Here is a 26,525-nt window from a genome sequence, read left to right as displayed (position 1 = left end):
GGCTCGACGAACTCCTGCTGAGGCCGGTGGAGCTGCTGCTGCCGGTGCCCTCGCTGCTCGGCATCAGCGTCACCGCCGTGGGGTGGCGCGGCAAGGCCGCGGCCATCGCCCTGGCGGTGGCCGCGATCAACGTGCCCGCCGTGGCCCGGCTGGTGCGGGCGGCGGCGCTCGACGCGGCGAGCAGCCCGGTGGCCGAAGCGCTGCGGATGCAGGGCGAGTCCGGGTCCCGGATCCTGTTCGGCTACGTCGGACGGGCGGTCCTGCCGGTGGCGGCGGCCGATGCCGGTACGCGTGTCACCACGGCGGTGTTCACCGTCGCCGCCGCGAACTTCCTCGGACTCGGGATGGAACCCACCTCACCCGACTGGGCCGTCACGATCGCGGGGAGCCGGGAGGCGCTGCTCCTCCAGCCGTGGGCCGTGTGCGCGCCGGCGGCCATGCTCGTGATGTTCACGGTCGGACTGAACCTCCTGGCGGACCGGCTGCTCAGGCGCCCCGCAGTCTTGGGCCGGGCTGCGGGTACGGGCCCGGGGGCGGGGACGGCCTCGGGAACCGGCCCGGCAACGACCACCGGCCCGAAGGAGACCGCGTACTGATGTCCGTGATCGAGGTACGCGGACTGACCGCGTGGGCCGGTACGTCAGCACTTCTGCGGGGCGTGGACCTCGATGTGCAGGCGGGTGGTGTGACCGCGCTCGTCGGCCCGTCGGGAAGCGGCAAGACCACCGTCGCGCTCGCCCTGCTGGGAGATACGGCGCCCGGCGTACGGCTGAGCGGCACGGTCCGGGTCGCCGGGACCACCGTGGTCGACGAGCACGGCGTCACCCGGGAGGCGGCCGGTCTGCGCGGCGGCACCGTCGCCTACATGCCGCAGCACCCGGGCAGTGCGCTCAACCCGGCCCGCAGGACCGGCGCCGTACTGACCGAACTGACCCGGCTGCACCACCGGCCGGAGCCCGGCTCACCGGACGGCAGGGCGGCCGCCAGGGACCGGGCGGCGCAGGCGCTGCGTGCGGCCCAGCTTCCCCCGGAGACGGCGCTGCGACGTTTCCCCCACCAGTTCTCCGGCGGTCAGCGACAGCGCGTCGCCCTCGCCCAGGTGCTGGCCTGCGGCCCGCGGGCGCTCGTCCTGGACGAACCCGGCACCGGGCTCGACACCGTGACCCGGATGGGCCTGGCCCGTGAACTCGCCGCGCTCGCCCACACAGGCATGGCGATCCTCCTGCTGAGCCACGACCACGGCATGGTGCGTGCGCTGGCGGACCGGGTGGTCCTGCTGGAAGCCGGCCGCGTCACCGGTGCGGGCACCCCCGGAACCCTGCTGCCGGCAGGCGCCGTTCCCGACGCCGCGCACCCCGTACCGGACACCGGAGACCAACCACCGGACGAACCGGTCCTCTCCGTACGGAATCTGACGGCCTGGCTGCGCCCCGGCGGCCGGGGCGGGGTGCTGCACGACATCTCCCTGTCCCTGCCGCGGGGCGGCTGCGTCGCGGTGGCAGGGCCCTCGGGGAGCGGCAAGACCACACTGGCCCGCTGTATCGCCGGGCTCCACGAGCGGCGCGGCGGCGGGATTCTCCTGGACGGTACGGAGCTTCCGGTACTCCGCCGCCGTACCCGGGCGCAGAAGCGCCGGGTGCAGTACGTGTGGCAGGAGGTCCGGGGCTCCTTCGACGAACGCCGTCCCGTACTGGAGCAGGTGGCCCGTACGGCCGTCAGACTCCGTGACCTGCCGCCGGACCGGGCCCTGGCGGAGGCGGCGGATCTGCTGACCCGGCTGGGGGTCGCCGAGAGCACGGCGGGGCGGCTGCCGGAGTCGCTGTCGGGGGGAGAGCTCCAGCGCGCCGCGTTCGCCCGCGCGGCGCTGGCGGCCCCCGACGTGCTGGTGTGCGACGAGATCACAGCCGCCCTCGACGAGGTGGCCACTGGTCTCGTACGGGAGGAGGTGACCCGGCTGCGGCGGGAGCAGGGGACCGCCGTCCTGTGGATCGGGCACGATCTGGGACTGTTGCGCCAGGTGGCCGACCGGCTCGTCGTCCTCGACGACGGCCGGATCGTGGAAGAAGGCCCGCCCGCACAGGTCATGGGCGCGCCGGGATCGACGACCGCGCGGCTGCTGGTCCGGGCGGAGCGCCTGGGCGCCGGACACGCCGCCGCGGTGGCGGACGACCTGTGAGCCGGGCGCGCAGCGCAGGCCGGCGGGCGTGCGCCCGGGCGCCGTGCACGGCACGTACGACCGAAGCGCCACACGTACCCACCGAAGGAGAGAGAGGCACCCCATGACGCAGACGACGACCGCGGGCCAGGACTGGCAGGCGTGGCAGGACAGTTGGGACCGCCAGCAGGAGTGGTACATGCCGGACCGCGAGGAGCGGTTCCGGGTGATGCTCGACATGGTCGAGGCCCTGGTGGGGCCCGAGCCTGTCGTCCTGGACCTCGCCTGCGGCACGGGAAGCATCACCGACCGGGTGCTGAGGCGCTTCCCCGGGGCACGCAGTACCGGAGTCGACCTCGACCCGGTCCTGATGACCATCGCCCGCGGTCACTTCGCCGGGGACGACCGGGTGGAATTCGTGACCGCCGACCTCACGGATCCGCGGTGGACGGACGCGCTGCCCCACCGGTCCTACGACGCCGTGCTGACGGCGACCGCACTGCACTGGCTGGACACCGAGCCGCTCCGGGCGCTGTACGGGCATGTCGCGGGGGTGCTGCGCGAAGGCGGCGCTTTCCTCAACGCCGATCACATGGTGGATGAGTCGGCGCCCCGCATCAACGCGGCGGCGCAGGCGTTCCACACCGCGCGCAAGGAGCGCGAGCGGTCCGGCGGTGCACTCGACTGGGCCGCGTGGTGGAGCGAGGCAGCGGATGACCCCGGGCTCAGGGAGCCCGCGCGGCTGCGCTTCGAACGCCTCGGCGACCCCAGGAATCCGGCCGCCGCGAAGACGCCCACCGACCGGCCCACGTCCGCGCGGTGGCACGCGGACACCCTGCGCGCCCAGGGCTTCGCCGAGGCGAGGCAGGCGTGGTGCTCACCGAGCGACGCCCTGATGGTGGGGCTGCGCTGACCCTGCGTCCGGTGCCGGGGGGCCGTCCGGCCTGTGCCGACGGCGCTTCGTCCGATCGGCGCGCGGGTGGCTCCCCGATTGCCGCCGCACGTTCCCGGACCGATGGTGTGAGGTGTGCCGGTCATCGGGCAGGCGCAGAGGAAGAGCACACATCGCCAGGGAGGAATGTCATGCCGGCAGGATCCAGCCGTAAGCGCGAGCGCCAGTACGAGCACATCAAGGAGGGTGCCGAGGAACGAGGCACATCGGAGGGCCGCGCCAAGGAGATCGCGGCGCGCACCGTGAACAAGGAGCGTGCCCGGTCCGGTGAGGCCAAGTCGGCGGGCAAGGTCTCGGTCCGGGACCCCAAGTCCGCCTCCCAGCGCGGCGGCGAACGCTCGCACAGCGGCCCGCAGGGACCGACGAGGGACCAGCTCTACGAAGAGGCGAGGAGGAAGAACGTCGAAGGCCGCTCCTCGATGAACAAGCAGCAGCTGCGCAAGGCCGTCGGCCGCTGAGACCGGGCCGGCAGGACACCGGAGCCCGGGCTCACCGCGCCTTCCGCGGCCGCTCCCGTACGACATCCGCCGCGGCCTTGTCCTGCCGGAGCCCCAGGAAGCGCGGATGGCGCAGCATCCCGTCGCGGGTCCATTCGGTGAAGCCGATCTCCGCGACGAGGACGGGCTCGACCCAGTGGGCGCCCCGTTCCCGTACCGCCTGGCTGAACGGGGACGCCGCCGTCTCCAGCGCGTCGAGCCCGGCACGGAGCCGGGCGAGGACCCGGTGGTCGAATCCGGTGCCGACCTTGCCCGCGTAGACGAGGCTGCCGTTGTCGTAGTGGCCGACGAGCAGCGCGCCGAACCCGCTGCGTGACCCGGCAGGTTCGGTGAAGCCGCCGATCACCAGTTCCTGACCGCCCGCGCACTTGAGTTTGAGCCAGTCCGGGGAGCGGCGGCGCTGGTAGCGGCTGTCGGCGCGCTTGGCGATGAGGCCCTCCCAGCCGCGGCCGCAGGCGTCGTCGAGCTGCCGCTGCCCGCCCTGGTTGCGGTGCGGGGTGAAGCGCACGGGCGGGCGGAAGTCGAGAGCGCGCCGCAGCAGGGACTTACGGGTGCGCAGCGGCAGCCGGGTCAGGTCGACACCGTCCAGCCGGAGCAGGTCGAAGACGTAGTAGGTGACGGCGACTCCGCTGGCCAGCGCGCGGCGCGGGTCGGTGAGCTGCATACGCTGCTGGAGGCGGGCGAAGTCGGTCCTTCCGTGGGCGAAGGCGACGATCTCGCCGTCGAGGGTGAACCCGTCGCACGGCTGCCCGGCGAGGGCCTCGGCGATCTCCGGATAGCCCCCTTGCACCGTACGGCCGGTACGGGAGAGCAGGCGTACGCGGTCCGCGTCGCGGGTGGCCAGGGCCCGCATCCCGTCGAGCTTGCGCTCGAAGAGCCAGCCCGGGCCGAAGTCGCGGCGGTCGGTGCGGACGGCACGCATCGGCTCGGCGGCCGATGCGTGCGCGTCAGGAGCGACCGTCAGCAGCCGCTGCTGGGCCTCGGGCAGGGCCAGGAGCAGCTCATTCATCCGGCGTCCTCCGCGCGGACGTCCCCAGGGACGGCCGCATCAGCTGCCGAGGCCGCCACTGCCGAAACTGCTGCCGTCGCCGTCCTCGTCCTCCGGCGGCTTCTGCGAAGGGCTGCGGTGCGTGCTGGAGCCCTTGAGCTCGTGCGGCAGCAGGCGCGAGCCGTCATGGGGCATTTCCTCCGGCTCCCGGTACTCCCGCACTTCGTGGACCGCGCCCTCCGCGGGCAGATGAGGCTGCTCGTTCGGCCGCGGTGGTGGGAGTTCCCGGGCGCGGATCCGGCGCCCCCAGGCGAAAGCGGCGAGAAGCACGGCAACCACGACGATGCCGGCCAGGAGCATGAACAGGGCGGTGTCGGCCGAGACGGCGAGCTGGTATTTCGAGGCGTTCATTGAATTCACGTACCCGCAGACCAGGCTTCTCTATCACTTCACCCGGCGGCTCACCCTGCCGCGGGGGAGCGGTGCGGGCGGACGCCGATCATGCCGACGGCGGTGAGGACCGCGGCCACGGCGGCGGCGATGCCGCAGACGAGGAAGGCGTTGCTGAAGCCGCTGCCGAGCGCGTCGAGGGCCAGGCCGTGGGCCGCCGATCCCGGGGCGCCGGGCGGCAGACCGTTGACCGCGATCGGCCCGCCGTCGGCGGCGATCCCGCGGGCGGCCGCCAACGGGCCCGCAGGCAGGTGCGCGCTGTTCAGGTGCGACGAGAACGCCGATCCGGCCTTGCTCAGGGCGACCGCGCCGACGACGACCGGGCCGAGGGCGAAGCCGAGATCGCGGAGCATATTGGTCGTGGCGCTCGCCATGCCCGCCAGCTGCGGGGGCACGCTGTCCAGCGCCACGGCCGTCACCGAACTCACACACAGCGCGAAGCCGACACCGATCAGCAGGTCGGGCACGACGAAGGCGCCCAGACCCGGATCGGCGGGGTCGAGTCCGGTGCACAGCAGACAGCCGGCGCTCATCAGGACGAAGCCCGACGTCAGCAGCCACGTCGGGGCGACCCGGTGCAACAGCCGGGAGACGACCGGGATCAGAACGAACGCGGGCCCCTGCAGCAGCAGGAACGGCACGGCGACCCGCAGCGGGTCCTGGTGCTGCACCGGGCCCAGCCACATGCTCGTCGCGAAGCAGGCGCCGAGGAAGGCGAGCATGCCGATGACCGCGACCAGGGAGGCCACGGCGAAGGGCCGGTTCCTGAACAGCGTCACATCGAAGATGGGGGACCCGGCGCCCAGTTCGACCACCACGAAGCCGACGAGGAAGCAGAGGCCGATACCGAAGGACAGGATGACGGGAAGGGCGGTCCAGCCCGACTCGGGGCCCTCGACGGCCGCGTAGAGCACCAGGATGAGCCCGATACCGAAGGTGATCTGACCCGGTATGTCGAGCTCCCGGCCCTCGGGTGATCTGGACTCCGAGGTCAGCGCCAGGGTGAGTGCCATGCTCACCACCGCGAGGGCGACGAGCACCCAGAAGGAGCCACGCCACGAGCCGACCTTGGCGAACACCCCGCCGAGCAGTGGGGACAGGGCCGCGCCCGCGGAGAGGCACCCGCTCCACAACGCGACGGCGTGGGCCCGTTCCCTGGCGTTGCGGGTGGCCGACGCGAGCATGGTGAGCGAGCCGGGGAACATCGCTCCGGCACCGAGACCGTTCAGCGCGGCACCGGCCCACAGGACGTGCACGCTGGGCGCGACCGCGGCCACGACACTGCCGGCGGCGACCAGGGCCGCCCCCGCCATGATCAGTTTCTTACGGCCGAACAGATCGCCGAGTACTCCGAAGGTGAACTCGAAACAGACCACCGCGACCATGAACGCCGCCGTGATCCAGGTGAGTTGGGAGCCGTGGGTGTGCAGGTCCTCCTGGAGGAGTCCGTTCAGGGAGGCCGGCAGTGCGTTGGCCACCTGCGCCACGAACACCGCGGAGCAGGTGGCCGCCAGTGTCCCCGCGTAGCCCGGCCGGCGGGCCGCCCCCGCGGTGGGGCCGTGGGACGTCGCCGTCCTGTTGTCGAGCGTCATTGCTTCTCCCTGACTGGGAAGGTGAAGTGCCCCGCCGCCGGGTGGGACGCCGACTGGTCTCTCGTCGGGATGAGGCCGGGATGAGGCCGGGCGGAGACCGAGCGGAGTCAGGCGTGGTGCCGTGGAGAATGACATCTCGCTTTACGTAACGTCAAGGAAATGTTCGCAGCTTAAATTAAGTTTTCGTAACGTAATGGCCCGGGCGGGGTCAGCGCGCCGCCGTCAGGTCCGCCTCCAGCGCGCGAGCCGCGACGCCGAGAGCGTTGATCACCGACCGGAGGGCATGGGGGTCGTAGCGCACGCTGGGCATCGACACCGACAGTCCCGCCTGCGCCGTACCGTCCCGGCCGCGCACCGGGACCCCGACGGCGACGAGCCCGCGCTCGGAGCGCTCCTGGTTCACGGCGAATCCGTTACGGCCGATGAGCTCCAGCTCGCTCCGCAGCCGCGCGAGGTCCGGCCGGTCCGCGGGGCGGTCGCGATAGCGCGCGGCGGAGTAGACCTCCGCCAGTTCGGCGTCGTCGAGCTGGGAGAGCAGGAGCAGGCCGGCGGTGGTGCGGTGCGCCGGGAACACCATCCCCTCCCGTGAGCCGACCCGCAGCGCCTGTCCGCTCTCGACGCTGGCGATGAAGCGGGTCGTGTCCCCGGTGCGGATGGTGAGATTCGCGGTCTCGTCCAGGAGGTCCACCAGCCGGCGCAGATGGGGGAGCGCGGCGGCCCGCAGCTGTGACACCTGCGACTGCGAGTGCGCCGCCAGTTCGAGGACGGGGCCCGCCCGGTAGACGCGGTTCTCGTCCTGCACGGCGAAGTCCCGGTAGACGAGCATCGCCAGGAGCCGGTGGGCGGTGGACCGGGCGACCCCCAGCCGCTCGGCGATCTGCGACACGGTCGCGCCGCCCTCCATCTGCAGCAGGGTGGCAGCCCTGAGCGCGTGGTCGACGCTCGCGATCGGATACGGCGGTGGTGTCTTGAGCGGCTTGTCCACGGCGCCTCCCGGTGCGGCCTCCCGGCGCGGCGTCCGGTGGCTTCCGTTCCGGCCCGTCCCGGTGGGCGGAACTGACCTGTTCCCTGTTCTGCTCTCCAGAATCTACATGTCTTGTCTGCGAACCCGGAGCACGCTGAGCCCGTGACTCAGACCTCCCACGCTCAAGACATCGCTACGGGCTCCCCCGTACGGCTGCGGGCCGTTGCCGCAGCCGGGCAGCCCGAGGTCACCCCGGCGCTCGAAGAGCTGTACCGGGGCTTCGAACAGGAACTTCTCGTCCCGCTGTGGACCGAGATCGGTGATCTGATGCCGACGCACCCCCGCTCACGCGCGGTCCCGCACGTGTGGCGCTGGGAACAGCTGCGGGCGCTCGCGGCGCAGGCCGGCGAGATCGTCCCCGTCGGCCGCGGCGGTGAGCGCCGCGCCATCGCGCTGGCCAACCCCGCGCTGGGCGGGCGGCCCTTCGCCACGCCCACGCTGTGGGCCGCCATCCAGTACCTGATGCCGGGGGAGGACGCCCCCGAACACCGCCACACACAGCACGCGTTCCGCTTCGTCGTCGAGGGCGAGGGCGTGTGGACGGTCGTCGGCGGCGACCCGGTGGCCATGCGGCGCGGCGACTTCCTGCCGCAGGCCGGGTGGAACATGCACGCCCACCACAACGCCACGGCCGAACCGATGGCCTGGATCGACGGGCTCGACATCCCGTTCCAGTACGCCAACGAGACCCAGTTCTTCGAGCTCGGCCGGGACGAGATCAGTGACGCCGAGCGCACCACCCCGGACCGCTCACGCGCCGAACGCCTGTGGGGGCACCCCGGTCTGCGCCCGGTCGCGGCCGGCGCGCGCACCCCCGGGTCGCCCCTGACCGCGTACCGCTGGGAGCACACCGACCGGGCGCTCGGCGACCAACTCGCCCTGGCGGCGGAGGGCTTCGACGGGGCCGTGGAACCCGGCCACGCAGCCGTACGGTTCACCGACCCGGCGACCGGCGGCGACGTACTGCCCACCATCCGCGCCGAGATGCACCGGGTCGCGCGCGGCGCCGGGACCGCGCCGGTCCGCGAGACCGGCTCGTCGGTCTACCAGGTCTTCGACGGCTCCGGCGCCGTGACCGTCGGCGAGAAGACCTGGTCAGTGACGCGCGGTGACCTGTTCGTCGTCCCATCCTGGCAGCCGTTCTCCGTGCGCTCCGAGGCCGGCTCCACCGACTCCGACTCCGGTGCCCTCGACCTGTTCCGCTTCAGCGACTCCCCGGTCTTCGAAGCCCTGCGCCTCAACCGCACCCATGTGGAAGGAACCACCCGATGAAGCTCGCCACCCTCAGGACCGGCGCCACCACCAGGGCCGTCCGGCTCGACGGTGACACCCTGGTCGATCTCGGCGCCCCGGACGTGGGCACCCTGCTCGGTCAGGACGGCTGGGCCGGGCACGCCGCGGCCGCCACCGCCGCGAACGCCGCTACGTACGCCGTGGACGGCGCCGCGTACGCGCCCGTGGTCCCCCGGCCCACGAAGGTGATCTGCGTCGGGCTCAACTACCGCACCCACATCCAGGAGATGGGCCGCGACCTGCCCGAGCACCCCACTCTGTTCGCGAAGTTCGCCGACTCGCTGATCGGCGCGGGCGACGACATCGTCCGGCCGGACGAGACCGGCCAGTTCGACTGGGAGGTGGAGCTCGCGGTGGTCGTCGGCAAGCAGGTGCGCCGTGCCCGTGGTGAGGAGGCCGAGCAGGCGATCGCCGGCTTCACCGTACTCAACGACATCACCTGCCGTGACTGGCAGTTCCGTACCCGTGAGTGGCTGCAGGGCAAGATGTGGGACTCCAGCACCCCGGTCGGCCCCTTCCTCGCCACCCCCGACGAGCTGCCCGGCGGTGTACGCCCCGCTCTCGACGTCCGGCTGAGCGTGGACGGTGAGGTCATGCAGTCCGACACCACCGCCGACCTGCTCTTCGACCCGGTGCACCTGGTGGAGTACGTCTCGACGATCGTGCGGCTCAACCCCGGCGACATCATCGCCACCGGCACCCCGGGCGGCGTCGGCCACGCCCGTGAGCCGGGGCGCTACCTCCAGGGCGGCGAGAGCGTCGTCGCCGAGATCGACGGCATCGGCCGGCTGGAGAACCGTGTCGTCAAGGAGGGCACCTCCTGATGCCCCGCACCTTCGACGACGCCCGCAGCTGGGCGCAGCTCGGCACCGGCCTGTTCATCCGGGCGGCGGACCTCCATGACGCCGGACTGGACGGGCCGAGCACACTGCCCGGCTGGACCCGTAAACACCTCGTAGCTCACATCGCCGCCAACGCCGACGCCCTGGGCAACCTCGTCCACTGGGCCGCCACCGGCGAGCACACGCCGATGTACGCGTCCCCGGAGGAACGCGCCGCCGGTATCGAGCGGGGCGCCGTGCTGCCGGCCGGTGAACTGACCGCGTGGCTGCGCCGTTCCGCGACCGGGCTCGCCGCTTCGATGTCCGCGCTCAGCGACGAGCAGTGGCAGTCCCCGGTCGTCACGGCACAGGGCCGCACCGTGCCCGCCACCGAACTCCCCTGGATGCGCTCGCGCGAGGTGTGCGTCCACGCGATCGACCTCGGTACCGGACCGACCTTCGCCGACCTGCCCGCCGGCTTCCTCGCCGCGCTCTGCGACGACGTCGCCGCCAAACGCGCCAAGGACGGCGGTCCGGCACTGATCCTGGAGGCGGCCGGCACCGGCGCCCGCTGGGAGCTCCCGGGCGAGGGTGAGCCGACCGTGCTCACCGGCGCCCTGCACGACATCACCGCGTACCTCACCGGGCGCGAACACGCCCTCACAGCCCCCGGCGGCGGGCCCGCGCCCGCCCTGACTCGCTGGCTCTGACCGCCGCCGGGCAGGACCGGGACCGGCCGTCCGGCTGACGGCGGCCGGTCCCGGCATCCCCGGCCTCCCGGCGAACCCCAGCCCCGCGCCCCCGCGGCCCCACCACTTCTGTGACTCGAGGAAGAGACGGACCATGACCCTTGCGCACCCTCCCGCCGGCGGCACACCCGACGTGCTCATCGTCGGAGGAGGCATCGGCGGCCTCAGCTCCGCGTTCGCCCTGGCCCGGGAGGGGCTGCGCGTGCGCGTCCTCGAACGTGCCGCGGAGTTCGGCGAGGTCGGCGCCGGCATTCAGATCGCGCCCAACTGCACCCGCATCCTCGACGAGTACGGCCTGCTCGACGAGGCCAAGGAGCTGGGCGTGCTCCCGGAGCACATGGTGATGCGCGACGCCCTCGACGCCGAAGAGCTGACCCGGCTCGACCTGCGGGACGTCGAACGGCGCTACGGATTCCCGTACATGGTGATCCACCGCAGCGACCTGCACGGCATCTTCCTGCGCGCCTGCCGGCGGGCCGGCGTGGAGCTGCTGACCGACCGGACGGTCATCGACTACGAGCACACCGAGAACGGCGCCCGGGTCCGCCTGGCTGACGGCACGGCCGATGAGGCACCGGTGGTCATCGCCGCCGACGGCCTGCACTCGGCGGCCCGCCGCAAACTGGTCGGCGACGACGTGGTCAGCTCCGACTACGTCGCCTACCGCGCGGCCGTCCCCATCGAGAAGGTGCGGGACAACGGCGTCGCCGAGCAGGACGTCACCGTGTACGTCGGCCCGCGCTGCCACTTCGTGCAGTACGCCCTGCGCGGCGGCGACATGTTCAACCAGGTCGCCGTGTTCGAGTCGCCGAAGGCGGTGACGGGGAAGGACGACTGGGGCACCCCGGACGAGCTGGACGCGGCCTTCGCGGCCACCTGCGACACCGTACGCAAGGGCATCCCGCTCATGTGGCGGGACCGCTGGTGGCAGATGCTCGACCGGGACCCGGTCGAGACCTGGGTGCACGGCAGGACCGCGCTGCTCGGCGACGCCGCCCATCCGCCGCTGCAGTACATGGCGCAGGGCGCGATCATGGCGATCGAGGACGGCTGGGTCCTCGCCCGGCACGTCGCCCGCCAGTCGTCCACCGGGGCCGCGGCCCTGGACTGGGACGCCGTACTGGCCTCCTACGAAGCGGTCCGCGTCGAACACTGCCGACGGGTGCAGTCCACCGCCCGTGCCTGGGGCGACCTGTGGCACCTGGACGGCGGGAAGCGGCTGCAGCGCAACGCGATCATGCGTGCGCGGGACGCCCACGACTACGGCTTCACCGACTGGGTGTACGGGCCGACCGCGCTGCTCCCGGACGAGGAGCCCGCGATGTTCACCCCGATACCGCTCTCCTCGGTGCCGCTGTCCCCGACAGCGCTGTCCGAGGCCGTGGCGGGGGAGGCGGACGCCGTCACAGGAGGCGCCTGACCACCGATTTACGGTGTGTCCGGAATCAGTACGGTGCGTACTGTATGGAGCCGGTGTGTGCGCTCGGCGTACAGGGGCGCGTTAGGATCGGGCCATGGCGAACCTTCGTGAGGCACAGAAGCGGATGACCCGCCGTCTGCTGCTGGAGTCAGGACTTGAACTGTTCAAGACGAAGGGGTACGCCGCCACGACGGTCGATGACATCGCGACAGCGGCGGGCACCACACGGGTGACCTTCTACGCGTACTTCCCCTCCCGCAGCGAACTGATGAAGGCGCTCATCGACGAGCAGCTCAACGAGGCGCTGCAGCGCGTCGGTTCGCCCGAGCACGGCTCCACGGCGCAGGGCCTCGTCGCCACGATCGCCGAGGGCACGCCGGAGGCGATCACGGCGTGGCTGCGGCGGACCGCCGACAGCTGGCCGGCCATCCACCCCATCATCCGGGTCGGCCGCGACGCCGCGGTGGTCGATCCGGAGCTCACCGGCCTGGTCGAGCGGTGGATGGAGGAGGCCGTCGGCGACATCGAGGACGGACTGACGACGGCCGGGCGGTTCGAGCCGTACCAGCGCCACTTCCGCGGCGTTCTGGCGATGGCCCAGCTCGACTTCGTCGCTCAGAACTGGGACCGGACCGACTGGAAGCTCACGCGGGACCAGATGCTGGACGAGCTGGGCGCCAGCTGGGCGGGGCTGCTGACCTGACCCGGCCTGTTCGGGTCCCGGCTTCCGGTCCTGGTCAGAGCTGCGTCGCGGCGTCGAACAGCAGTGCCCGCAGCCACTCCGTGAAGTACTGGTCGGCCAGCCTGGGGTTCCAGACCATGTCGATCCCGAGCCCGGGAAGCGGGAACGGGAACTCCTCGATCCGGACATCCGCGAGCGTTCCCATGGCGGCGGCCACCCGGTATCGCAGGAGCGCCACACCGCCCGCACGTGCGACCAGGAACGGCACCAGCAGGAAGTCGGAGATCAACTGGCCGACGCGGTACGGGATTCCCTCGTCCTCCAGGACCGAGTAGGGGAAGACACGCCGTTCGGTGTCCACCACGATGTGCGGCTGGGTGCTGAGGAGTTCGAGCGCGCTTGCCTCCGGTGGTGTGTCCGGGGCGGCCACCACCACACAGCGGTCGTTGTACAGGCGTTCGCGAGGGTAAGGGGAGAAGTGCCCCTCCGAGATCAGTACGACGTCGACGCCCTGGTCGGTGAACGTGGCCTCGGTCGGCACGGTGATCGTACGCACCCGCAGTGTGGCGTGCGGAGCGCGCTCGGCGATGAGCCGGGTGATCCGGGGACCGACGACGAACGCCGTGCTGTTCGTCATGGCGATCGTGATGACGCGCCGGTCCGTCGCCGGGTCGAAGTGCGGGAAGTCCATGATGTGCGCCGTCTGCTGCAGGGCACTGCGCAGCGGCGCGATCAGCTCCAGCGCCCGCGGGGTCAGCGTGACACCCGTACCCTGCCGGACGACGAGGTCGTCACCCAGCAGACGCCGCATTCTCGTGAGGGCGTGGCTCATCGCGGGCTGCGACAGGCCGACCCGTTCCGCCGCTCTGGTCACCGAGCGCTCCTCCAGGAGCGCGAGAAGGGGCACCAGGAGATTGAGGTTGACCGACGCCAGCCGGTACAGCCCCGGACCCGTGGTGCCCTCTTCGTCGTCGCCCATGGAGCAGACCTTACGCAGCGGCCAGGGTCATGCGACGCAGCCGGGGGACCGGGATCCGGTAGTTGAGCGCCACCGCCGCACCCGCGCCCTCGCCGCTCTCGTGCGGCCAGTGCATCAGCGCCGGCCCGCCGCCGGGTTCCCCGTCCACGTACACCGGTTCCCCCTCCAGCGGCAGACCGCCGGCCGCCTTGAGGCTCAGTCCGAACTGCTCGGTCCAGAAGTACGGCTGGAACCGGAGCGGTGGCGCTCCGGCGCCGTGGACGAGCGCTCTGGCGGCGGTCTTCGCCTGCTCGATCGCACTGCTCCACAGAGGGATTCGGCGCAGGCCGTCCGGCGTGGGGAAGGCCGCGAGGTCTCCGACGGCCGCGATACCGGGGCGGACCAGCCCATGTGCGTCGACCGGGACGGCGCCCTCCGGTACGAGTCCCGGGTCCTTGAGGAGTCCGGTGCCCGCGAGCCACTCCGTGTTGGGGATGTCCCCGACGGCGCTGACCAGGACCTCCGCATCGAGGAACGCCCCGTCGGCAAGGACCACGCGGGTGCCTTCCGCGTGCCGTTCGAGCCGCGCCGATCCCGTCTCCACGATCGTCAGGCCCAGTTCACGCGCGGCTCCGACGAAGACACCGGCGAGGTACGGACCGAGCCGGCCGCTCAGCGGCGCCTCCCGGGAGACGAGGGTGACCCGGGAGCCGCCCGCCAGGCACGCCGAAGCGATCTCCATTCCCAGCGGGCCTCCGCCGACCACGACGACCGACGGCCGGCCCGCCAGCCGGACGCGCAGCGACAGCGCGTCATCGAGACCGCGCAGGGTCAGCTCATCGGGAAAGGCGGACAGCCGCCGTGCCCGGGAGCCGGTGGCGAGGACGAGGCCGTCGTACGGCAGTTCCGTACCGTCGTCGAGAGTGACGAGCCGGCGATCGGGACGGAGCCCCGTCGCCCGGACACCCAGACGTTCCGTCGCCCCGTGTCCGGCCGGGGGAAGCTCGTGCGACGCCGTGTCACCGCTGTCGAGCAGGAGTGCCTTCGACAGTGCCGGGCGGCTGTACGCCGGGTGGGGTTCGTCGCCGACGATGGTCAGCTCGCCGTCGAAGCCGGTCTCCCGGAGCGTATCGGCCGCGGTGAGTCCGGCTATCCCGTTGCCGACCACGACGACGCGCTCCAGCCTCCGGGTGCTCATACGATCCTCAGCGCCGCGACCGGGCACACCCGGACAGCGGCGTGGGCCGCGGCGGCGTCGGCCTCGCCGACCTGCTCGCTGTCGAGCACGAGCTCGCCCTCGTCGTCGAGGTGCATGAGCTGAGGGGCCGCCTCCTCGCACAGGCCGTGACCCTCACAGCGGGGGCGGTCAAGAACGATCTTCATACGGGGACCACTTCCAGGACGGGGAGCTGCTCGATGCTCCGGGTGATGTTGCTGGGAACACGGACGCCGGGCCCGACCACGAGGCGCTTCACGCGCCGGGACAGCGCCTCGATCACGGCGTGCGCCTCCAGCCGGGCGAGCCCCTGGCCCGCGCAGCCGTGCGGGCCGTAGCCGAACGACAGATGGTCGACCGGATTGCGTCCGGCCAGGAAGGCGTCCGGATTCTCGTAGTGCCGGGGGTCGCGGTTGCCGGCGCCGAACAGGACCGCGATCTGCGCGCCCGCGGGGATGACGGCACCGTCGATGTCGATGTCCCTGGTGGCGCGGCGGCCCCAGGCATGGACGGGTGCCCAGAAGCGCAGCACCTCGTTGAACGCCGCCGGTACCAGCGACGGGTCCTGGCGTACCAGGTCGAGCTGGTCGGGGTGCGCGCCGAAGAGGGCGACGGTGTTGCCGATCGCCGCCACGGTGGTGTCGACGCCGGCACCGAGATACTGGTGGATGATCTGCCCGGCCGTGCCCGGCGGAATGGCGCCCCGCGCCTCGGCGTCGAAGATGCCGCGGCCCACCGACCCTTCGGCCAGGTCGGCGGCCGTGACCCGGGAGCACCACTCGTAGAGCTCGCCCGCGACCGGGAAGCTCTCGGCCGTGCGCTGGTTCATCGGGCCGATGACCTGCATGGCGGCCTGCCCCCAGCGCAGCATGCTGTCGCGCACACGGCCGGTGAAGCCGATCAGGTCAGCGACGACCTCCAGCGGGAAGACCCGGGCGAGGGCGTCGATCGCGTCGAAGGTGCCCTGCTCGACGAGGCCGGCGACGAGAGCGTCCGCCTTCGTCTCGATGCGCCCCTTCAGACCGCGCAGCGCACGTGGCGAGAGGTTTTCGGCGAGCGTGGCGCGCAGCTGGGTGTGCAGTGGTGGATCGGAGGCGAGCGAGGTGCCGCTGAGCGCCTCGTTGACCGCGCCGTTGAATCCGATCGAGGTCGAGGAGTACGCCTCCCAGTCCGCGAGCGCGCCACGGATGACGTCGTAGCGCGTCAGCGCGTGGACGTCGTTCCTGCGGAGGTGGACGACGGGGCCCTGTTCCCGCAGTTCGGCGTAGACGGGGTACGGGTCGAGCACGACCTCGTCGGCGAAGAGGTCGACGTCTGAGGCAGGTGGGGTGGTCATGCCCCCAGTGAAGTGGCCGGATCTTGGATCCAGCAAGTGAATGATTTACATGCCGTCACATGCATCTGATGCATGATCCACAAGGCTGGTTGGACTAGTCGTCCATTGTTTTCTCCTGGTGTTCGTTTCATTGACATGCTGTAAAGCGAAAGGCTACCGTCGTGATCACAGCCACAAGGGTGCAGCGCACCCCTACCCGGACACGTGAGGGCAGGCATGAGCGTCAAGAGCAACACCGTGAATACCGTGCTGGGCCCATTGCCGGCCGAGGAGCTGGGCATCGTCTCGGTCCATGAGGCACTGCTGTCGGTGGTTCCGGGCGCGGAGCACGCCTTCGACATCACCATCGACCGCGCGGAGATCTTCGAGACCCTCGCAGCGAAGCTGGCGGACTTCCGTGCCCACGGCGGCGGGACGATCGTCGACAGCACCGGCATGTTCCACGGCCGGGACGTCCGGCTGTACGAGACCCTCTCCCGTACGACCGGCGTGCACATCGTCGCCTCGACGGGCCAGGGTCCCGAGGAGCTGCTCGGCGGCTACTTCCTCACCCCGCAGACCAACCCGCCGGCGCCGTGGCCGGCCGAGAAGTTCGCCGACCTCTTCACCAAGGAGGTCACCGAAGGCATGGTGGTCCCCCGGGTGGAGCGCCGGGGCGCCGCCGGTCTGGTGGCGACCGCCGCGACCGCCGACGGCATGACGGCGACCGACGAGAGCCTCTTCCGCGGCGCGGCCAGGACCGCCCTCGCCACCGGCGTCGCGGTCTCCGTCCGCTACGGGAGCGACGCCGTCCACGACCTCGATGTCGTCCTCGACGAGAAGCTGCCGGCCGACCGCGTCGTCGTCGGCGGACTCGACCGCAAGGACGCCGTCGCCGCAGGCGCGCCCCTGGAGATCGCCCGCCGCGGCGCCTATGTCGCGCTCGACCACGTCGGCGTGGAGGACGACGGTCACCTCACCGACGCCGAGCGCGCCACCCTGGTCGCCGACCTCGTACAGGCCGGTTTCGGCAACCGGATCCTGCTCTCCAGCCGCGCGACCGGGGTGGCGAAGGGCCACGCCGGCAACGACGTGCCGTACAGCCACGTCCTCACCCGCTTCGTCCCGCTCCTGACGGCACAGGGCCTCAGCGACGAGGACGTGCGGCGGATTCTCGTGGACAACGCGCGCGACCTGCTGTCCGTGCGCTGAGGGCGCCCGCCCGAACGACCGTCAAGTCTCTTTCTCCGAAGGTGAGTGCTGTGTCGAGAGTGAACACCGTCCTGGGGCCGATCCCCGCCGAGGAGCTGGGCCTCGTGGCCATCCACGAGCACATCGGCTACGGGATGCCAGGCTCCGAGCTGGACACCAAGTGGTGGAAGGAACCGGAGCAGCGGTACGAGGAGACCGTCCCGAAGCTGCGCAGGTTCCACGAGTACGGCGGCGGCACCTTCGTCGACGCGACCGGGATCTGCAACGGCCGTGACGTCGACTACTACAAGTCGCTGTCGGCCAAGACCGGCGTCCACATCGTCGCCTGTACGGGCTTCGTCGGCGGCGACACCGCACTGCCGCACTTCGCCCGGGCGAGCGTGGACTACCTCACCCGGCAGTTCGTCCACGAGATCACCGTGGGCATCGGCGACACCGGCAGCCTCGCCGGTGTCATCAAGGTCGGGGTGAGCCGCGGCGGCCGGATGACGGACCTGGACAAGCGCATCTACCGCGCCGCCGCCCGCACCTCACTCACCACGGGTGTGCCGATCCTGACGCACCTCGCGATCGACGCCGAGAACGCGATCGCGATCTTCAACGACGAGGGACTTCCCCTCGACCGCGTCCTGTTCGGGCATGTGGACGACGGTGTGAACGCCGACAAGACCCGCGACGTCTGGATCGCCGAACAGGGCGGCCGCATCGGCTTCGACACCTTCGGCTACGAGACCGAGCTGCCCGACCCGCCCTTCTGGGCCCGCCCGCGCGGCGAGCGGCTCGACCACTTCCTCCGGTTCATCGGCGAAGGCCGGCTGACGCAGGTCCTCGCGTCCGCGGACGCGAACTGCAGCCCGCTGGGCTGGCCCGGTGTGAAGGGCCACACCGTCAACTACCTCTTCGAGGACCTCATCCCGGACCTCCGCGCCGCCGGCCTCGACGAGGCCGCGATCAAGACGGTCTTCGTCGACAACCCGGCCGGCTTCCTGACCATCCAGAAGTCCTGACCATCCAGAAGCAGAGAGAACCACCATGCAGCTCTCAGACCTGAAGAACCTGAAGATCGCCGTCGTCGGGGCGGGATACGGCGGCGCGGCGGCGGCCAAGGCACTGAGCCTGCTCGGCGCAGACGTCAACGTCTACGAACAGGCCGCCCGGATCCGGGAGGCGGGGGCCGGCATCGGTCTGCGTCCCTCCACCATGAACCGGTTCCGCGAGTGGGGGATCTTCGACGCGATCGCCGGAGTGAGCTCGCCCAGCGAGTACTTCCAGATCCTCACGCCCACCGGCGGCCCGATCATGAAAGAGGCATGGCCGGTCTCCGGCGAGCAGACCCACACCCACCTGATCCACCGCGGCGACTTCATCGACGCGCTCCTGGGTGTGCTCCCCGAAGGCATGGTGCACCTCGGTCACAGGCTGGAGAGCGTCCAGGACAAGGGCGACAGCTCCGTCCTCACCTTCGCGGGCGGCGAGAGCGTCGAGGCCGACCTGGTCATCGGTGCCGACGGCATCAAGTCGGTGGTGCGCAGCCGGCTGTTCAGCGACAAGGACCCGGTGTTCTCCGGCGAGCACGCCTACCGCGCGGTCATCTCCGTCGACGATGCCTACGGGATGGTCGTCGACGACGACCTCCGGATGTACATCGGCAGGGGCACGAAGATCTATCTGCTGCCGCTGCGCCACCGCGGTCAGGTGTCGTTCGACATCACCGCCCTGTGCCCGGACGGCACCTGGGCACCGCAGGTCACCAAGGACGACCTCCTGGCGACGGTGGAGGGCTTCGACGAGCGCCTCGTGGACATCACGCGCAACCTCGACATGGACACCGTGAACATCCGCGCCGTCTACGACATCGACCCGGTCGACACCTGGCACTCGGACTCCGTCGTCCTCATGGGGGACGCGGCCCACTCGATGCTGCACCACCAGGGCCAGGGCGCCAACTCGGCTGTCGAGGACGCCGGTGCGCTCGCCGACGCCCTGCGCGACGCGGCATCCGTGCCGGAGGCACTGGCCCTGTTCCAGGCCACCCGCAAGCCCGTGACCGACAAGCTGCAGGCGATCTCGCGTCAGGGCTGGGCCGAGGACGAGATCGACGAGGTCTTCCCCGGGCAGAAGCCCGCGGCCGCCGCTGCGAAGGACTGACACCATGACGCTGCACCCCGAGATCGCCAAGTTCATCGCCGCTCTGCCGGCCCCGCCCGACGGCCCGCTCGACCCGGTCGCCATGCGGGCGGGGGAGGAGGCACACGTCCCGCCCCTCGACGAGCGGCTCCCGCTGCACGCGGTCGAGGACATGACGGCGCCGACGGCATCGGGCGAGGTTCCCGTACGGATCTACACCCCGGCCGAGGCCGAAAGCCACGGCCTGCTCGTCTACTTCCACGGCGGCGCGTTCTTCCTCGGCAGCCTGGAGACCCACGACCACGTCGCGCGCTCGCTGGCGAAGGAGACCGGCCTCAAGGTCATATCCGTCGGCTACCGCAGGGCACCCGAGGCCGCCTACCCGGCCGGCCTCGACGACTGCTACGCGGTGGTGCGCTGGGCCGCCGACGAGGGCAACGGCCTGTCCTGGGACGGTACGACCCTCGCCATCGCCGGCGACAGCTCCGGCGGCACCTTCGTCGCAGCGGTCGCGGCGAAGGCGCACGACGACGGTTTCGGCCGGATCACGCACCAGGTCCTCTACTACCCCTCGCTCGACCTGGACTTCGACACCGGCCGCTATGCCTCGCTGCGCGAGAACGCCGTGGGCTACGGCATGGAGACGGCAGGGCTGAAGCCCTTCAACGCCTTCTACACCGACAGCGGCGCCGATCCCGCGGACCCGCTCGTCTCGCCGCTCAAGCGGGCGGACCTCACCGGGCTGCCGCCGGCCCTCGTCGTCACCGCTGAGCACGACCCGCTCCGTGACGAGGGCGAACTCTACGGCCGGCGGCTGCGGGAGGCCGGTGTGGAGGCGACGGTGCGCCGGTACGAGGGCGCCGGCCACGGCTTCGTCCAGCACTTCTCCTGGATCCCCGAGTACCACCAGGTCTTCACCGAGACACGCGACTTCCTCAGCCGCGGCTGATCCGGCCGACCCCACGTACGCGTTCGGAAAGAGAGCCATGACGCACCCAGTCAACGTCCACCCCCTGGTCTCGCCGTGGGGCCGGTTCGGTCTCTACAGCTTCTACATCGACGCGCCGGAACCGGCCATCGTCGACACGGGCATCGCCTCGTCGCCCGCCGAGGGGATGGCTCCCGCACTGGAGGCGATCGGGCGGCGCATCGAGGACGTGCGCTGGATCCTGCTGACCCACGGTCACATCGACCACATCGGCGGGGCGCACGCCCTGTGGGAACTCACCGGCCGGCGCGCCCAGGTGGTGATCCACGAGGCCGACGCGCCGATGCTCCGCTCACGGCGTGCCCACGTCGACGAGTACCTCTCCGGGCGGGGCCAGTACCTGGGCGACCCCGAGGGCGAGGCGAAGGTGACGGCCGCCACCGATGCCGTCATCTCCGGCGAGATGGAGCCCACCCTGCTCGTCAGGGGCGGCGAGACCCTCTCGCTCGGCGGCGGCGTCACCGTCTCGGTGCACTCGATCCCCGGCCACACACCCGGATCGGTCGCCTACGCCATCGACGGCCGGCGGTCGGTGTTCGTCGGTGACGCCGTACAGGTCCACGGGGCCGCCAACGGGTTCCCCGGCTACACGGACCCGGCTGCCTACCGCGCCGGCCTGGAGTACGTGCGCGACGAGCTCCGTCCGCAGCACCTGTACCTCGGCCACCCCTACCGCCGCGCCGACGGCACCCCGTACGGCGTCGAACTCGACGCCGCACAGGCCCGGGAGGCCCTCTCCCAGAGCCTCGAAGCCGAGGGCCGTGTCGCCGAAGCCGCCTGCGGCTGTCTGGAGGCCGGTCTGCGGGAGACGGACTCGCCGTACTCCCCGTTCGCCCCCGCTGCCGATGACCTCGGCTACACCGGCGACCCCACGCTGGAGCCGTCGCCGTTCTTCACCTCGCTGCACGGCTACCGCACGCAGCACAACCAGCCTCGTAGTACAGGAGCTTCGCACTCATGACTGACTTCCAGACGATCCAGGCGGGCGGGCAGAAGATCGCCGTCGGCAAGGATTTCCGGGTGCCGATGCGTGACGGTGCCATGCTGGCTGCCGACACCTACAGCGGCGTCGACGACAAGCCGCGTCCGGCGCTGGTGGCGCTGAGCCCGTACGGCAAGGAGCTCCAGGCCCTCGCGCTCACCACTCCGCCGCAGCGGCGCCCCAGCCCGATGTGGGACGGTTGCATCGAGGCCGGTGACATCGCGCGCGTCGTCGCTGAGGACTATGTCCACGTCATCGGCGACCTGCGCGGATCCGGCGCGTCCGAGGGCGAGCACATCGGCAACTACAACGCCGGTGGAGTCCCGCTCGGCCAGGACGCGTACGACTTCATCGAGTGGGTCGCGGCACAGCCGTGGTGCGACGGGAACGTCGGCATGATCGGCATCTCGTACTTCGGCTCGATGCAGGTCCTGGCGGCCGCCGAACGTCCGCCGAGCCTCAAGGCGGTCTTCGTCAGCGGCGGCCACTTCGACTTCTACGAGACCACGTACCACGGCGGCGTCATGTGGTTCATGCCGCGCGCCGCCCGTGAGGGCCGCGGCGGTGACTCCGGCTGGGCCTTCACCGACGGCGTCAAGTCACGCATGCTGGAGACCTACTCCCCGCAGGAGATCGAGGAGCGCGTCGCCGAGCGCCTGAAGGACCCGGACGTGGCCGCCTGGCCCAACCTGTTCCACGTGCTCAACTACCCGAAGAACCACGAGGCATGGTTCGACATCGTGATGAACGAGGTCGACGGCGAGTGGTACGAGGAGCGCAACCCGGTCACGCTGGCGCCCCGCATCGACATCCCCGTATGGCTCCAGATCGACCAGGGCCGTGGCTGGACGATGGACGGCACCATCGAGCTCTACCACGCGCTGAAGGGTCCGAAGAAGCTGGACATCGGCCCCTACCCGCCGATGCAGTCGCGCCCCTTCGTCGAGGAGCACGACAAGATGTTCCGCTGGTACGAGTACTGGCTCAAGGGCATCGACAACGGGGTCATGGACGAGCCGGCCGTCACCGTGCACGTCGAGGGCTCGCGCGAGACCGTCACCGGCGCCCAGTGGCCGCCGAAGGACGTCGAGTACAAGCCGCTCTATCTGCGCCCACGCCGCACGCTCTCATCCGGACCCGAGCTGATGGGCGCCGAGCACGCCGCGCCCGACGGCTTCTACCAGGCGCCGCTGACGGTGACCGACAAGGTGGAGATCCTGAGCTGGAGCACCGCCCCGTTCACCGAGCCCACCGAGATGATCGGCCAGGGCGCGGCGCACATCTTCGCGGAGATCGACCAGCCCGACACGAACTTCATCGTGCGCCTGTGGGACGCGGCACCGAACGGCGGCCGTCAGCTCATCACCACCGCCTACCTCAAGGCGTCGCACCGCGAACTCGACGAGGAACGCACCACGGAGGGCGATCCCCACCACCCGCACACCCGTGCGGTGCCGGTCGAGCCGGGGAGGATCGAGGAGTACGTGCTGCGCGTCTACCCGTTCGGGGTGACGTTCCTGCCGGGGCACAGGCTGGTGATGGAGCTCTCCAACGCGGAGCCGCTCGCCGATGAGCACAACGCCCTGCTGCCGCCGGACGCCTTCCACCTGCCCGTGGGGCGCCCGGTCACCCACAAGATCTACCGCGACGCCGCGCACCCCTCCCGGCTCGTGCTGCCGTTCACGAAGGCCACGGGGTGAGGTGACCCGGCGGTACGAGCCGGCCCGCTGCTCCGCCTGAAGCCGCTTCCCGCGTGTGATCCGGCGGCCGTGGAGTGGGGCATCTTATGGTGATGCAATGCGACTTGTACCCTGGTGGGCCTTGCTCTCGTCCGGGTGTGCCCCTGTGCTGCTGCTCGGAGGCTGGAACGTCGCGGAGATGATGCAGGGGCCCGGCTACGACCCCAGGACCCGCACGATCAGTGTCCTCGCCGCGTACGGCATGCCCGGGTACGGAGTGATGACGGGGATGCTGCTCGTCCTCGGGGCCTGCTACGTCGCCACGGCGGTCGGTCTGCGCACCGCCACGGTCCTCGGCCGGGCCGCACTCGCCGGGGGCGGTGTCTCCGCGATGCTGCTGACGCTGGTCCCCGCACCTCCCACGGGAGGATCGTTCGGCCACGGGGCCGTGGTGACCGTGGGGTTCGGGCTGCTGGCCGTCTGGCCGGTACTGGCCGTGGACCGCGGCGGGAACGCGCCGTGGGCGCTGCGCGCGGGCGTGGTCCATGACGGGGGTGCGTCGTGGGGCCTGCGGCAGGGCGTGGCCATCGGGGTCACCGCCGCGATGGGGGTCTGCGCGGTCTGGTTCCTCGTCGGACTCCAGCTGCACTGGCTGCCGGGAATCGCGGAGCGTGTCCTGACCTTCGCCCAGGCGCTGTGGCCCTTCCTGGTCGTGGTCTCCTGCTGGTCGCGGCAGGTCAGCCCGGAACAGCCGTAGTCCGGGCCGACCGGGCCCCGGCCCGTCGTCAGGTGAGCAGCTGATTGCGGTGCGAGGCGCGACGTGCGGCGGACAGCAGCGAGTGGATCTGGGGGCCGGCCTGGTCGATCCGGCCCACGGGCTTCGGGAACGGCAGACGTACGTCACGGTGGCTGCCCGGGTACTCCAGACGCAGCGTCAGGCCGTAGCGGTCCATCGCCAGCGGGAGGACACGCACCATGCCCTTGTGCGGCTGTGGCTGCGCGAGGCGCAGGAGGAGGGGGACCAGCTCGCCGTGGCCGTCCATGAGGTGGGTCAGCATCGCCGCTTCCCTGGTGGCGATCGGGTCGGGGTCCGTCCTGCGCAGCTCGGCGTGGGTGACGAAGGCCCGGCCGTCGTGGTCGTCGATGACCGCCTGGCCGAACTCCATGCAGGTGCTCGCGGCCGACTCCGTGCTGTACTCGGCCAGCAGCAGACCCGTCACCGTGACGCGGGCCCGCATCCGCTCCCGTACCGGCGTGGGCGCGATGTCGGTGAGTTCCAGCCGCACCGGGACGCGGGTGCCCGGGTGCTCGGGGCGGGCCTCGGGCGGCGCGTGCAGGTGGATGTGGCCCATCGCGCTCGTACCGTCGAGGCGGTGCACCTCGATGGGGTCGTGCCCGTCGCTCACCACCGTCATGGAGTGGGCTGCGGTCAGGATCGACAGCACGCGTTCGGCGGGTGTCGGGTGCGTGACACGGGAGTTGAAAGGACGCATCCAAGTTCTCCAGAGGAGCGGCGGGTAGACCTCACTGCATCTACTTAGGCATGCCTAACCTAACCTATGGCTCGCGGTTCGGGTAGTCGGCCTGCCGCCCGCTCACCCCGCCCAGCGGCCCGACAGAAAGGTCAGCGCGACGGCGGTCGTCACGGGAGCGGCGAGGCTGAGACAGAGGGTCTTGAACGCCGGCCTGCGCAGGCTCCAGCCGGCCAGGGTGATCCACAGCGGCCACCACAGGAGGGTGGAGCGGGGGATGGACACGTACCAGTACGAGGTGCCCAGGGCCCACAGGGTGAGGCCGATGTACAGGGCCTCGGCCCAGCGGCGCTGCCTGGCCAGCAGCACGAGGAGGGCGAGTCCGGCGGCCATGGCCAGGAGTTCGGCCTGGAACATGACGGCGTAACCGGTGGTCTGGGCGTGGGTGAACGCGGCGTGCCAGGTGTTGGACCAGGCGGCCCAGGGGGTGTGGAACGTGCGGTTCCAGCCCTCCTCCTCGGCGTGCTTCCAGGCCATCCAGTCACCCGTGTGCGCGTGGAGGTAGCCGCTGTAGAGGGCCACGGGCACGGCGGGCAGGGCGAGCCAGGGGAGTTGGCGCCAGTGCCGGCCGGCCCGGGCGGTGAGGAGGAAGTGCAGCGCGACGGCGGCTGCGAGGAAGAGGCCGTTCACCCGGACCACGGTGGCCAGGGCGGTCAGGGAGGCCGCGAGCGGCCAGTTGCGCCGCTGGGCGGCGAGCCAGGCGGGCAGGGCGAGGGCGAGGAAGAGCGCCTCCGTATAGCCCGCGGCCAGGAATATCGCACAGGGCGAGAGCAGCAGGAACATCACGGAACGCCGGCCGGCCCCGTGGTCGGGCAGATGCAGCCGGGTGATCCGGGAGAGTGCCAGGACGGCGACGGCCCCGGCGACGAAGGAGATCAGCAGCCCGGCCGCGGTCCAGTCCGTGACGACGGTGTGGACCGCCCGCAGGGCGAGCGGGAAACCGGGCAGGAACGCCTCCCGGTGATCCAGGGTGCGGTGCAGGAGTTCGCCCTGGCCGGGGAAGTAACCGTCGCGGGCTATCTGCAGATAGTGCTCCCAGTCCCACTGCTGGAAGGGTGCCAGGAGCGGGCCCGCGTCACGGGAGTCGTGGTCGGCGGGGAAGAGCCACCGGACGCAGTAGGCCGTGGTCCAGACGCCCAGGCGGGTCGTCAGATACAGCCACAGCACCTGCCGGTCGGCGGGGCTCACCCGCAGGAGGAGTGCGCGGAGGGCGGCCGCCCGCGCGCGGGGCCCCGGCTCGGCCCCGTGCCCGCTGATTCTGTCCCGCCCGGCCCCGCTCCGCGCTGTGTGCGGCCGCCGGTCCGGTGCTCCGGATGACCGTACGGATTCGGGTGTGCGCTCACGCAGCCCGGACGGCAAGAACGGCATGGGACTCTCTCCTGGTGTGGGGGTGTACCGGGACGACCGGTGTCACCCGCGGTTCCTGCGTCTTTCGCTCTCCTTGGAATACGCCCGGGGCCGGGCATCCGGCTGACACCGGGTACCGGGAAACGCACGTGATGATCGTCACGGAACCCCGCGCCGCGAACTCGCGTCAGGGCGGCCGTGCCGGTGCGGCGGCCGTGCCTGATGCCCCGGCAGGGCGCCCCGGCGAAGCGCCCGTTGGGGCCTCCCGGGGCGTGGCCAATCCATCACCGTGTCAGCTCCGAATGTCTGCCGTCAGTCCGCAGACGCCGGAGGAACACCGATGAGTACCCCGCACCCCACCGAGTCCGACGGCTTCGCGGACGGTCCCATCCGCCGGGCCGAGTCCGCCGAGCAGGGACTGGCGCGCCACATCGCACGTGCCGCCCGGGCGGCGGCCCGGGCCGCCGCCTACGGAGGCGCCCAGGCCAGGGACAGTACCGGGCGTACGGCCGCGGACGCCGCCGGGGAGGCCGCGACCAGCACCAC

General features: G+C 71.5%; 27 protein-coding genes. 17 read left to right on the top strand and 10 right to left on the bottom strand.

What is annotated here, in order from left to right; all coding sequences use genetic code 11:
- The 4 genes from G3I19_RS17160 to G3I19_RS17145 form a co-directional block, all read left to right on the top strand.
- A partial coding sequence (locus tag G3I19_RS17160; protein ID WP_164264489.1) for an ABC transporter permease subunit occupies nt 1–596 on the top strand: 596 nt, incomplete at its 5' end.
- A complete protein-coding gene (locus G3I19_RS17155; RefSeq protein ID WP_203599689.1) occupies nt 596–2,176 on the top strand; it encodes an ATP-binding cassette domain-containing protein in 1,581 nt (526 codons plus the stop codon). The genes G3I19_RS17160 and G3I19_RS17155, both read left to right, overlap by 1 nt.
- 103 nt (nt 2,177–2,279) lie before the next feature.
- On the top strand, nt 2,280–3,068 hold the full coding sequence (locus G3I19_RS17150; RefSeq protein WP_164264488.1) for a class I SAM-dependent methyltransferase: 789 nt from the start codon (nt 2,280–2,282) through the stop codon (nt 3,066–3,068).
- A 170-nt stretch (nt 3,069–3,238) separates the two neighbouring features.
- Complete coding sequence (locus tag G3I19_RS17145; protein ID WP_164264487.1) at nt 3,239–3,565, top strand: plasmid stabilization protein; 327 nt, start codon at nt 3,239–3,241, stop codon at nt 3,563–3,565.
- 31 nt (nt 3,566–3,596) lie between these two features.
- Here G3I19_RS17145 and ligD read toward each other — a convergent pair whose 3' ends face one another.
- The 4 genes from ligD to G3I19_RS17125 form a co-directional block, all read right to left on the bottom strand.
- Nucleotides 3,597–4,613: a non-homologous end-joining DNA ligase gene (gene ligD, locus G3I19_RS17140; RefSeq protein ID WP_164264486.1), complete on the bottom strand. Its 1,017-nt coding sequence runs from the start codon at nt 4,611–4,613 to the stop codon at nt 3,597–3,599.
- 39 nt (nt 4,614–4,652) lie between these two features.
- Nucleotides 4,653–5,003, bottom strand: coding sequence for a DUF6479 family protein (locus G3I19_RS17135; RefSeq protein WP_164264485.1), 351 nt, complete (start codon nt 5,001–5,003; stop codon nt 4,653–4,655).
- A 50-nt stretch (nt 5,004–5,053) separates the two neighbouring features.
- The gene (locus G3I19_RS17130) at nt 5,054–6,634 is read right to left on the bottom strand and encodes an MFS transporter (RefSeq protein WP_164264484.1); all 1,581 of its coding nucleotides are present in this window, start codon (nt 6,632–6,634) and stop codon (nt 5,054–5,056) included.
- Between the two features lie 208 nt (nt 6,635–6,842).
- The gene (locus tag G3I19_RS17125; RefSeq protein WP_164264483.1) at nt 6,843–7,619 is read right to left on the bottom strand and encodes an IclR family transcriptional regulator; all 777 of its coding nucleotides are present in this window, start codon (nt 7,617–7,619) and stop codon (nt 6,843–6,845) included.
- Nucleotides 7,620–7,760: 141 nt separating this feature from the next.
- On the opposite strand from G3I19_RS17125, the gene G3I19_RS17120 reads away from it, so the two are divergent.
- The 5 genes from G3I19_RS17120 to G3I19_RS17100 all read left to right on the top strand — a co-directional run bounded on the left by G3I19_RS17120 (nt 7,761) and on the right by G3I19_RS17100 (nt 12,644).
- Nucleotides 7,761–8,930, top strand: a complete 1,170-nt coding sequence (locus G3I19_RS17120; RefSeq protein WP_164264482.1) for a cupin domain-containing protein — start codon at nt 7,761–7,763, stop codon at nt 8,928–8,930.
- Nucleotides 8,927–9,775, top strand: a complete 849-nt coding sequence (locus G3I19_RS17115) for a fumarylacetoacetate hydrolase family protein (protein ID WP_164264481.1) — start codon at nt 8,927–8,929, stop codon at nt 9,773–9,775. The genes G3I19_RS17120 and G3I19_RS17115 overlap by 4 nt, the downstream gene beginning before the upstream one ends.
- Complete coding sequence (locus G3I19_RS17110; protein WP_164264480.1) at nt 9,775–10,482, top strand: maleylpyruvate isomerase family mycothiol-dependent enzyme; 708 nt, start codon at nt 9,775–9,777, stop codon at nt 10,480–10,482. The genes G3I19_RS17115 and G3I19_RS17110 overlap by 1 nt, the downstream gene beginning before the upstream one ends.
- Nucleotides 10,483–10,615: 133 nt before the next feature.
- On the top strand, nt 10,616–11,941 hold the full coding sequence (locus G3I19_RS17105; protein ID WP_203599687.1) for an FAD-dependent oxidoreductase: 1,326 nt from the start codon (nt 10,616–10,618) through the stop codon (nt 11,939–11,941).
- A 94-nt stretch (nt 11,942–12,035) separates the two neighbouring features.
- A complete protein-coding gene (locus G3I19_RS17100) occupies nt 12,036–12,644 on the top strand; it encodes a TetR/AcrR family transcriptional regulator (protein WP_164264479.1) in 609 nt (202 codons plus the stop codon).
- 34 nt (nt 12,645–12,678) lie between these two features.
- Here G3I19_RS17100 and G3I19_RS17095 read toward each other — a convergent pair whose 3' ends face one another.
- Genes G3I19_RS17095 through G3I19_RS17080 form a run of 4 tightly spaced genes read right to left on the bottom strand, consistent with a single transcriptional unit; the run spans nt 12,679 to nt 16,133 of the window.
- On the bottom strand, nt 12,679–13,602 hold the full coding sequence (locus tag G3I19_RS17095) for a LysR family transcriptional regulator (RefSeq protein ID WP_164264478.1): 924 nt from the start codon (nt 13,600–13,602) through the stop codon (nt 12,679–12,681).
- 10 nt (nt 13,603–13,612) lie between these two features.
- Entirely contained in the window at nt 13,613–14,779 is a 1,167-nt protein-coding gene (locus G3I19_RS17090; RefSeq protein ID WP_164264477.1) for an FAD-dependent oxidoreductase, read from the bottom strand.
- Complete coding sequence (locus G3I19_RS17085; RefSeq protein ID WP_164264476.1) at nt 14,776–14,964, bottom strand: ferredoxin; 189 nt, start codon at nt 14,962–14,964, stop codon at nt 14,776–14,778. Before G3I19_RS17085 ends, G3I19_RS17090 begins: the two co-directional genes overlap by 4 nt.
- Complete coding sequence (locus G3I19_RS17080) at nt 14,961–16,133, bottom strand: cytochrome P450 (protein ID WP_164264475.1); 1,173 nt, start codon at nt 16,131–16,133, stop codon at nt 14,961–14,963. Before G3I19_RS17080 ends, G3I19_RS17085 begins: the two co-directional genes overlap by 4 nt.
- Before the next feature lie 246 nt (nt 16,134–16,379).
- Here G3I19_RS17080 and G3I19_RS17075 point away from each other — a divergent pair, with 246 nt between their 5' ends.
- From G3I19_RS17075 to G3I19_RS17045, 7 genes are all read left to right on the top strand, one after another.
- Nucleotides 16,380–17,324: a phosphotriesterase gene (locus G3I19_RS17075; RefSeq protein ID WP_343235127.1), complete on the top strand. Its 945-nt coding sequence runs from the start codon at nt 16,380–16,382 to the stop codon at nt 17,322–17,324.
- Between the two features lie 50 nt (nt 17,325–17,374).
- Nucleotides 17,375–18,331, top strand: coding sequence for a phosphotriesterase (locus G3I19_RS17070; RefSeq protein ID WP_164264473.1), 957 nt, complete (start codon nt 17,375–17,377; stop codon nt 18,329–18,331).
- Nucleotides 18,332–18,356: 25 nt separating this feature from the next.
- Nucleotides 18,357–19,472, top strand: a complete 1,116-nt coding sequence (locus G3I19_RS17065) for an FAD-dependent monooxygenase (RefSeq protein ID WP_164264472.1) — start codon at nt 18,357–18,359, stop codon at nt 19,470–19,472.
- 4 nt (nt 19,473–19,476) lie between these two features.
- On the top strand, nt 19,477–20,400 hold the full coding sequence (locus G3I19_RS17060) for an alpha/beta hydrolase (protein WP_164264471.1): 924 nt from the start codon (nt 19,477–19,479) through the stop codon (nt 20,398–20,400).
- Between the two features lie 37 nt (nt 20,401–20,437).
- Entirely contained in the window at nt 20,438–21,400 is a 963-nt protein-coding gene (locus tag G3I19_RS17055; protein WP_164264470.1) for an MBL fold metallo-hydrolase, read from the top strand.
- The gene (locus tag G3I19_RS17050) at nt 21,397–23,121 is read left to right on the top strand and encodes a CocE/NonD family hydrolase (protein WP_164264469.1); all 1,725 of its coding nucleotides are present in this window, start codon (nt 21,397–21,399) and stop codon (nt 23,119–23,121) included. Before G3I19_RS17055 ends, G3I19_RS17050 begins: the two co-directional genes overlap by 4 nt.
- Nucleotides 23,122–23,218: 97 nt before the next feature.
- Complete coding sequence (locus G3I19_RS17045) at nt 23,219–23,857, top strand: DUF998 domain-containing protein (RefSeq protein WP_164264468.1); 639 nt, start codon at nt 23,219–23,221, stop codon at nt 23,855–23,857.
- 28 nt (nt 23,858–23,885) lie between these two features.
- Here G3I19_RS17045 and G3I19_RS17040 read toward each other — a convergent pair whose 3' ends face one another.
- Together G3I19_RS17040 and G3I19_RS17035 are read right to left on the bottom strand one after the other, a co-directional pair.
- Complete coding sequence (locus G3I19_RS17040) at nt 23,886–24,593, bottom strand: DUF2470 domain-containing protein (RefSeq protein WP_164264467.1); 708 nt, start codon at nt 24,591–24,593, stop codon at nt 23,886–23,888.
- 102 nt (nt 24,594–24,695) lie between these two features.
- Nucleotides 24,696–26,000 (bottom strand): mannosyltransferase family protein, encoded by a 1,305-nt coding sequence (locus G3I19_RS17035; RefSeq protein WP_164264466.1) that lies wholly within the window; start codon nt 25,998–26,000, stop codon nt 24,696–24,698.
- A 319-nt stretch (nt 26,001–26,319) separates the two neighbouring features.
- Here G3I19_RS17035 and G3I19_RS17030 point away from each other — a divergent pair.
- Nucleotides 26,320–26,525, top strand: a 206-nt coding sequence (locus G3I19_RS17030) for a hypothetical protein (protein WP_164264465.1), incomplete at its 3' end; no start/stop codon positions are given.

It is taken from the genome of Streptomyces sp. SID10853 (assembly GCF_010548145.1).
Lineage (GTDB): Bacteria > Actinomycetota > Actinomycetes > Streptomycetales > Streptomycetaceae > Streptomyces.
Note: the sequence above shows the minus strand (reverse complement) of the source record. Positions and strands in the feature narration are given on the sequence as shown.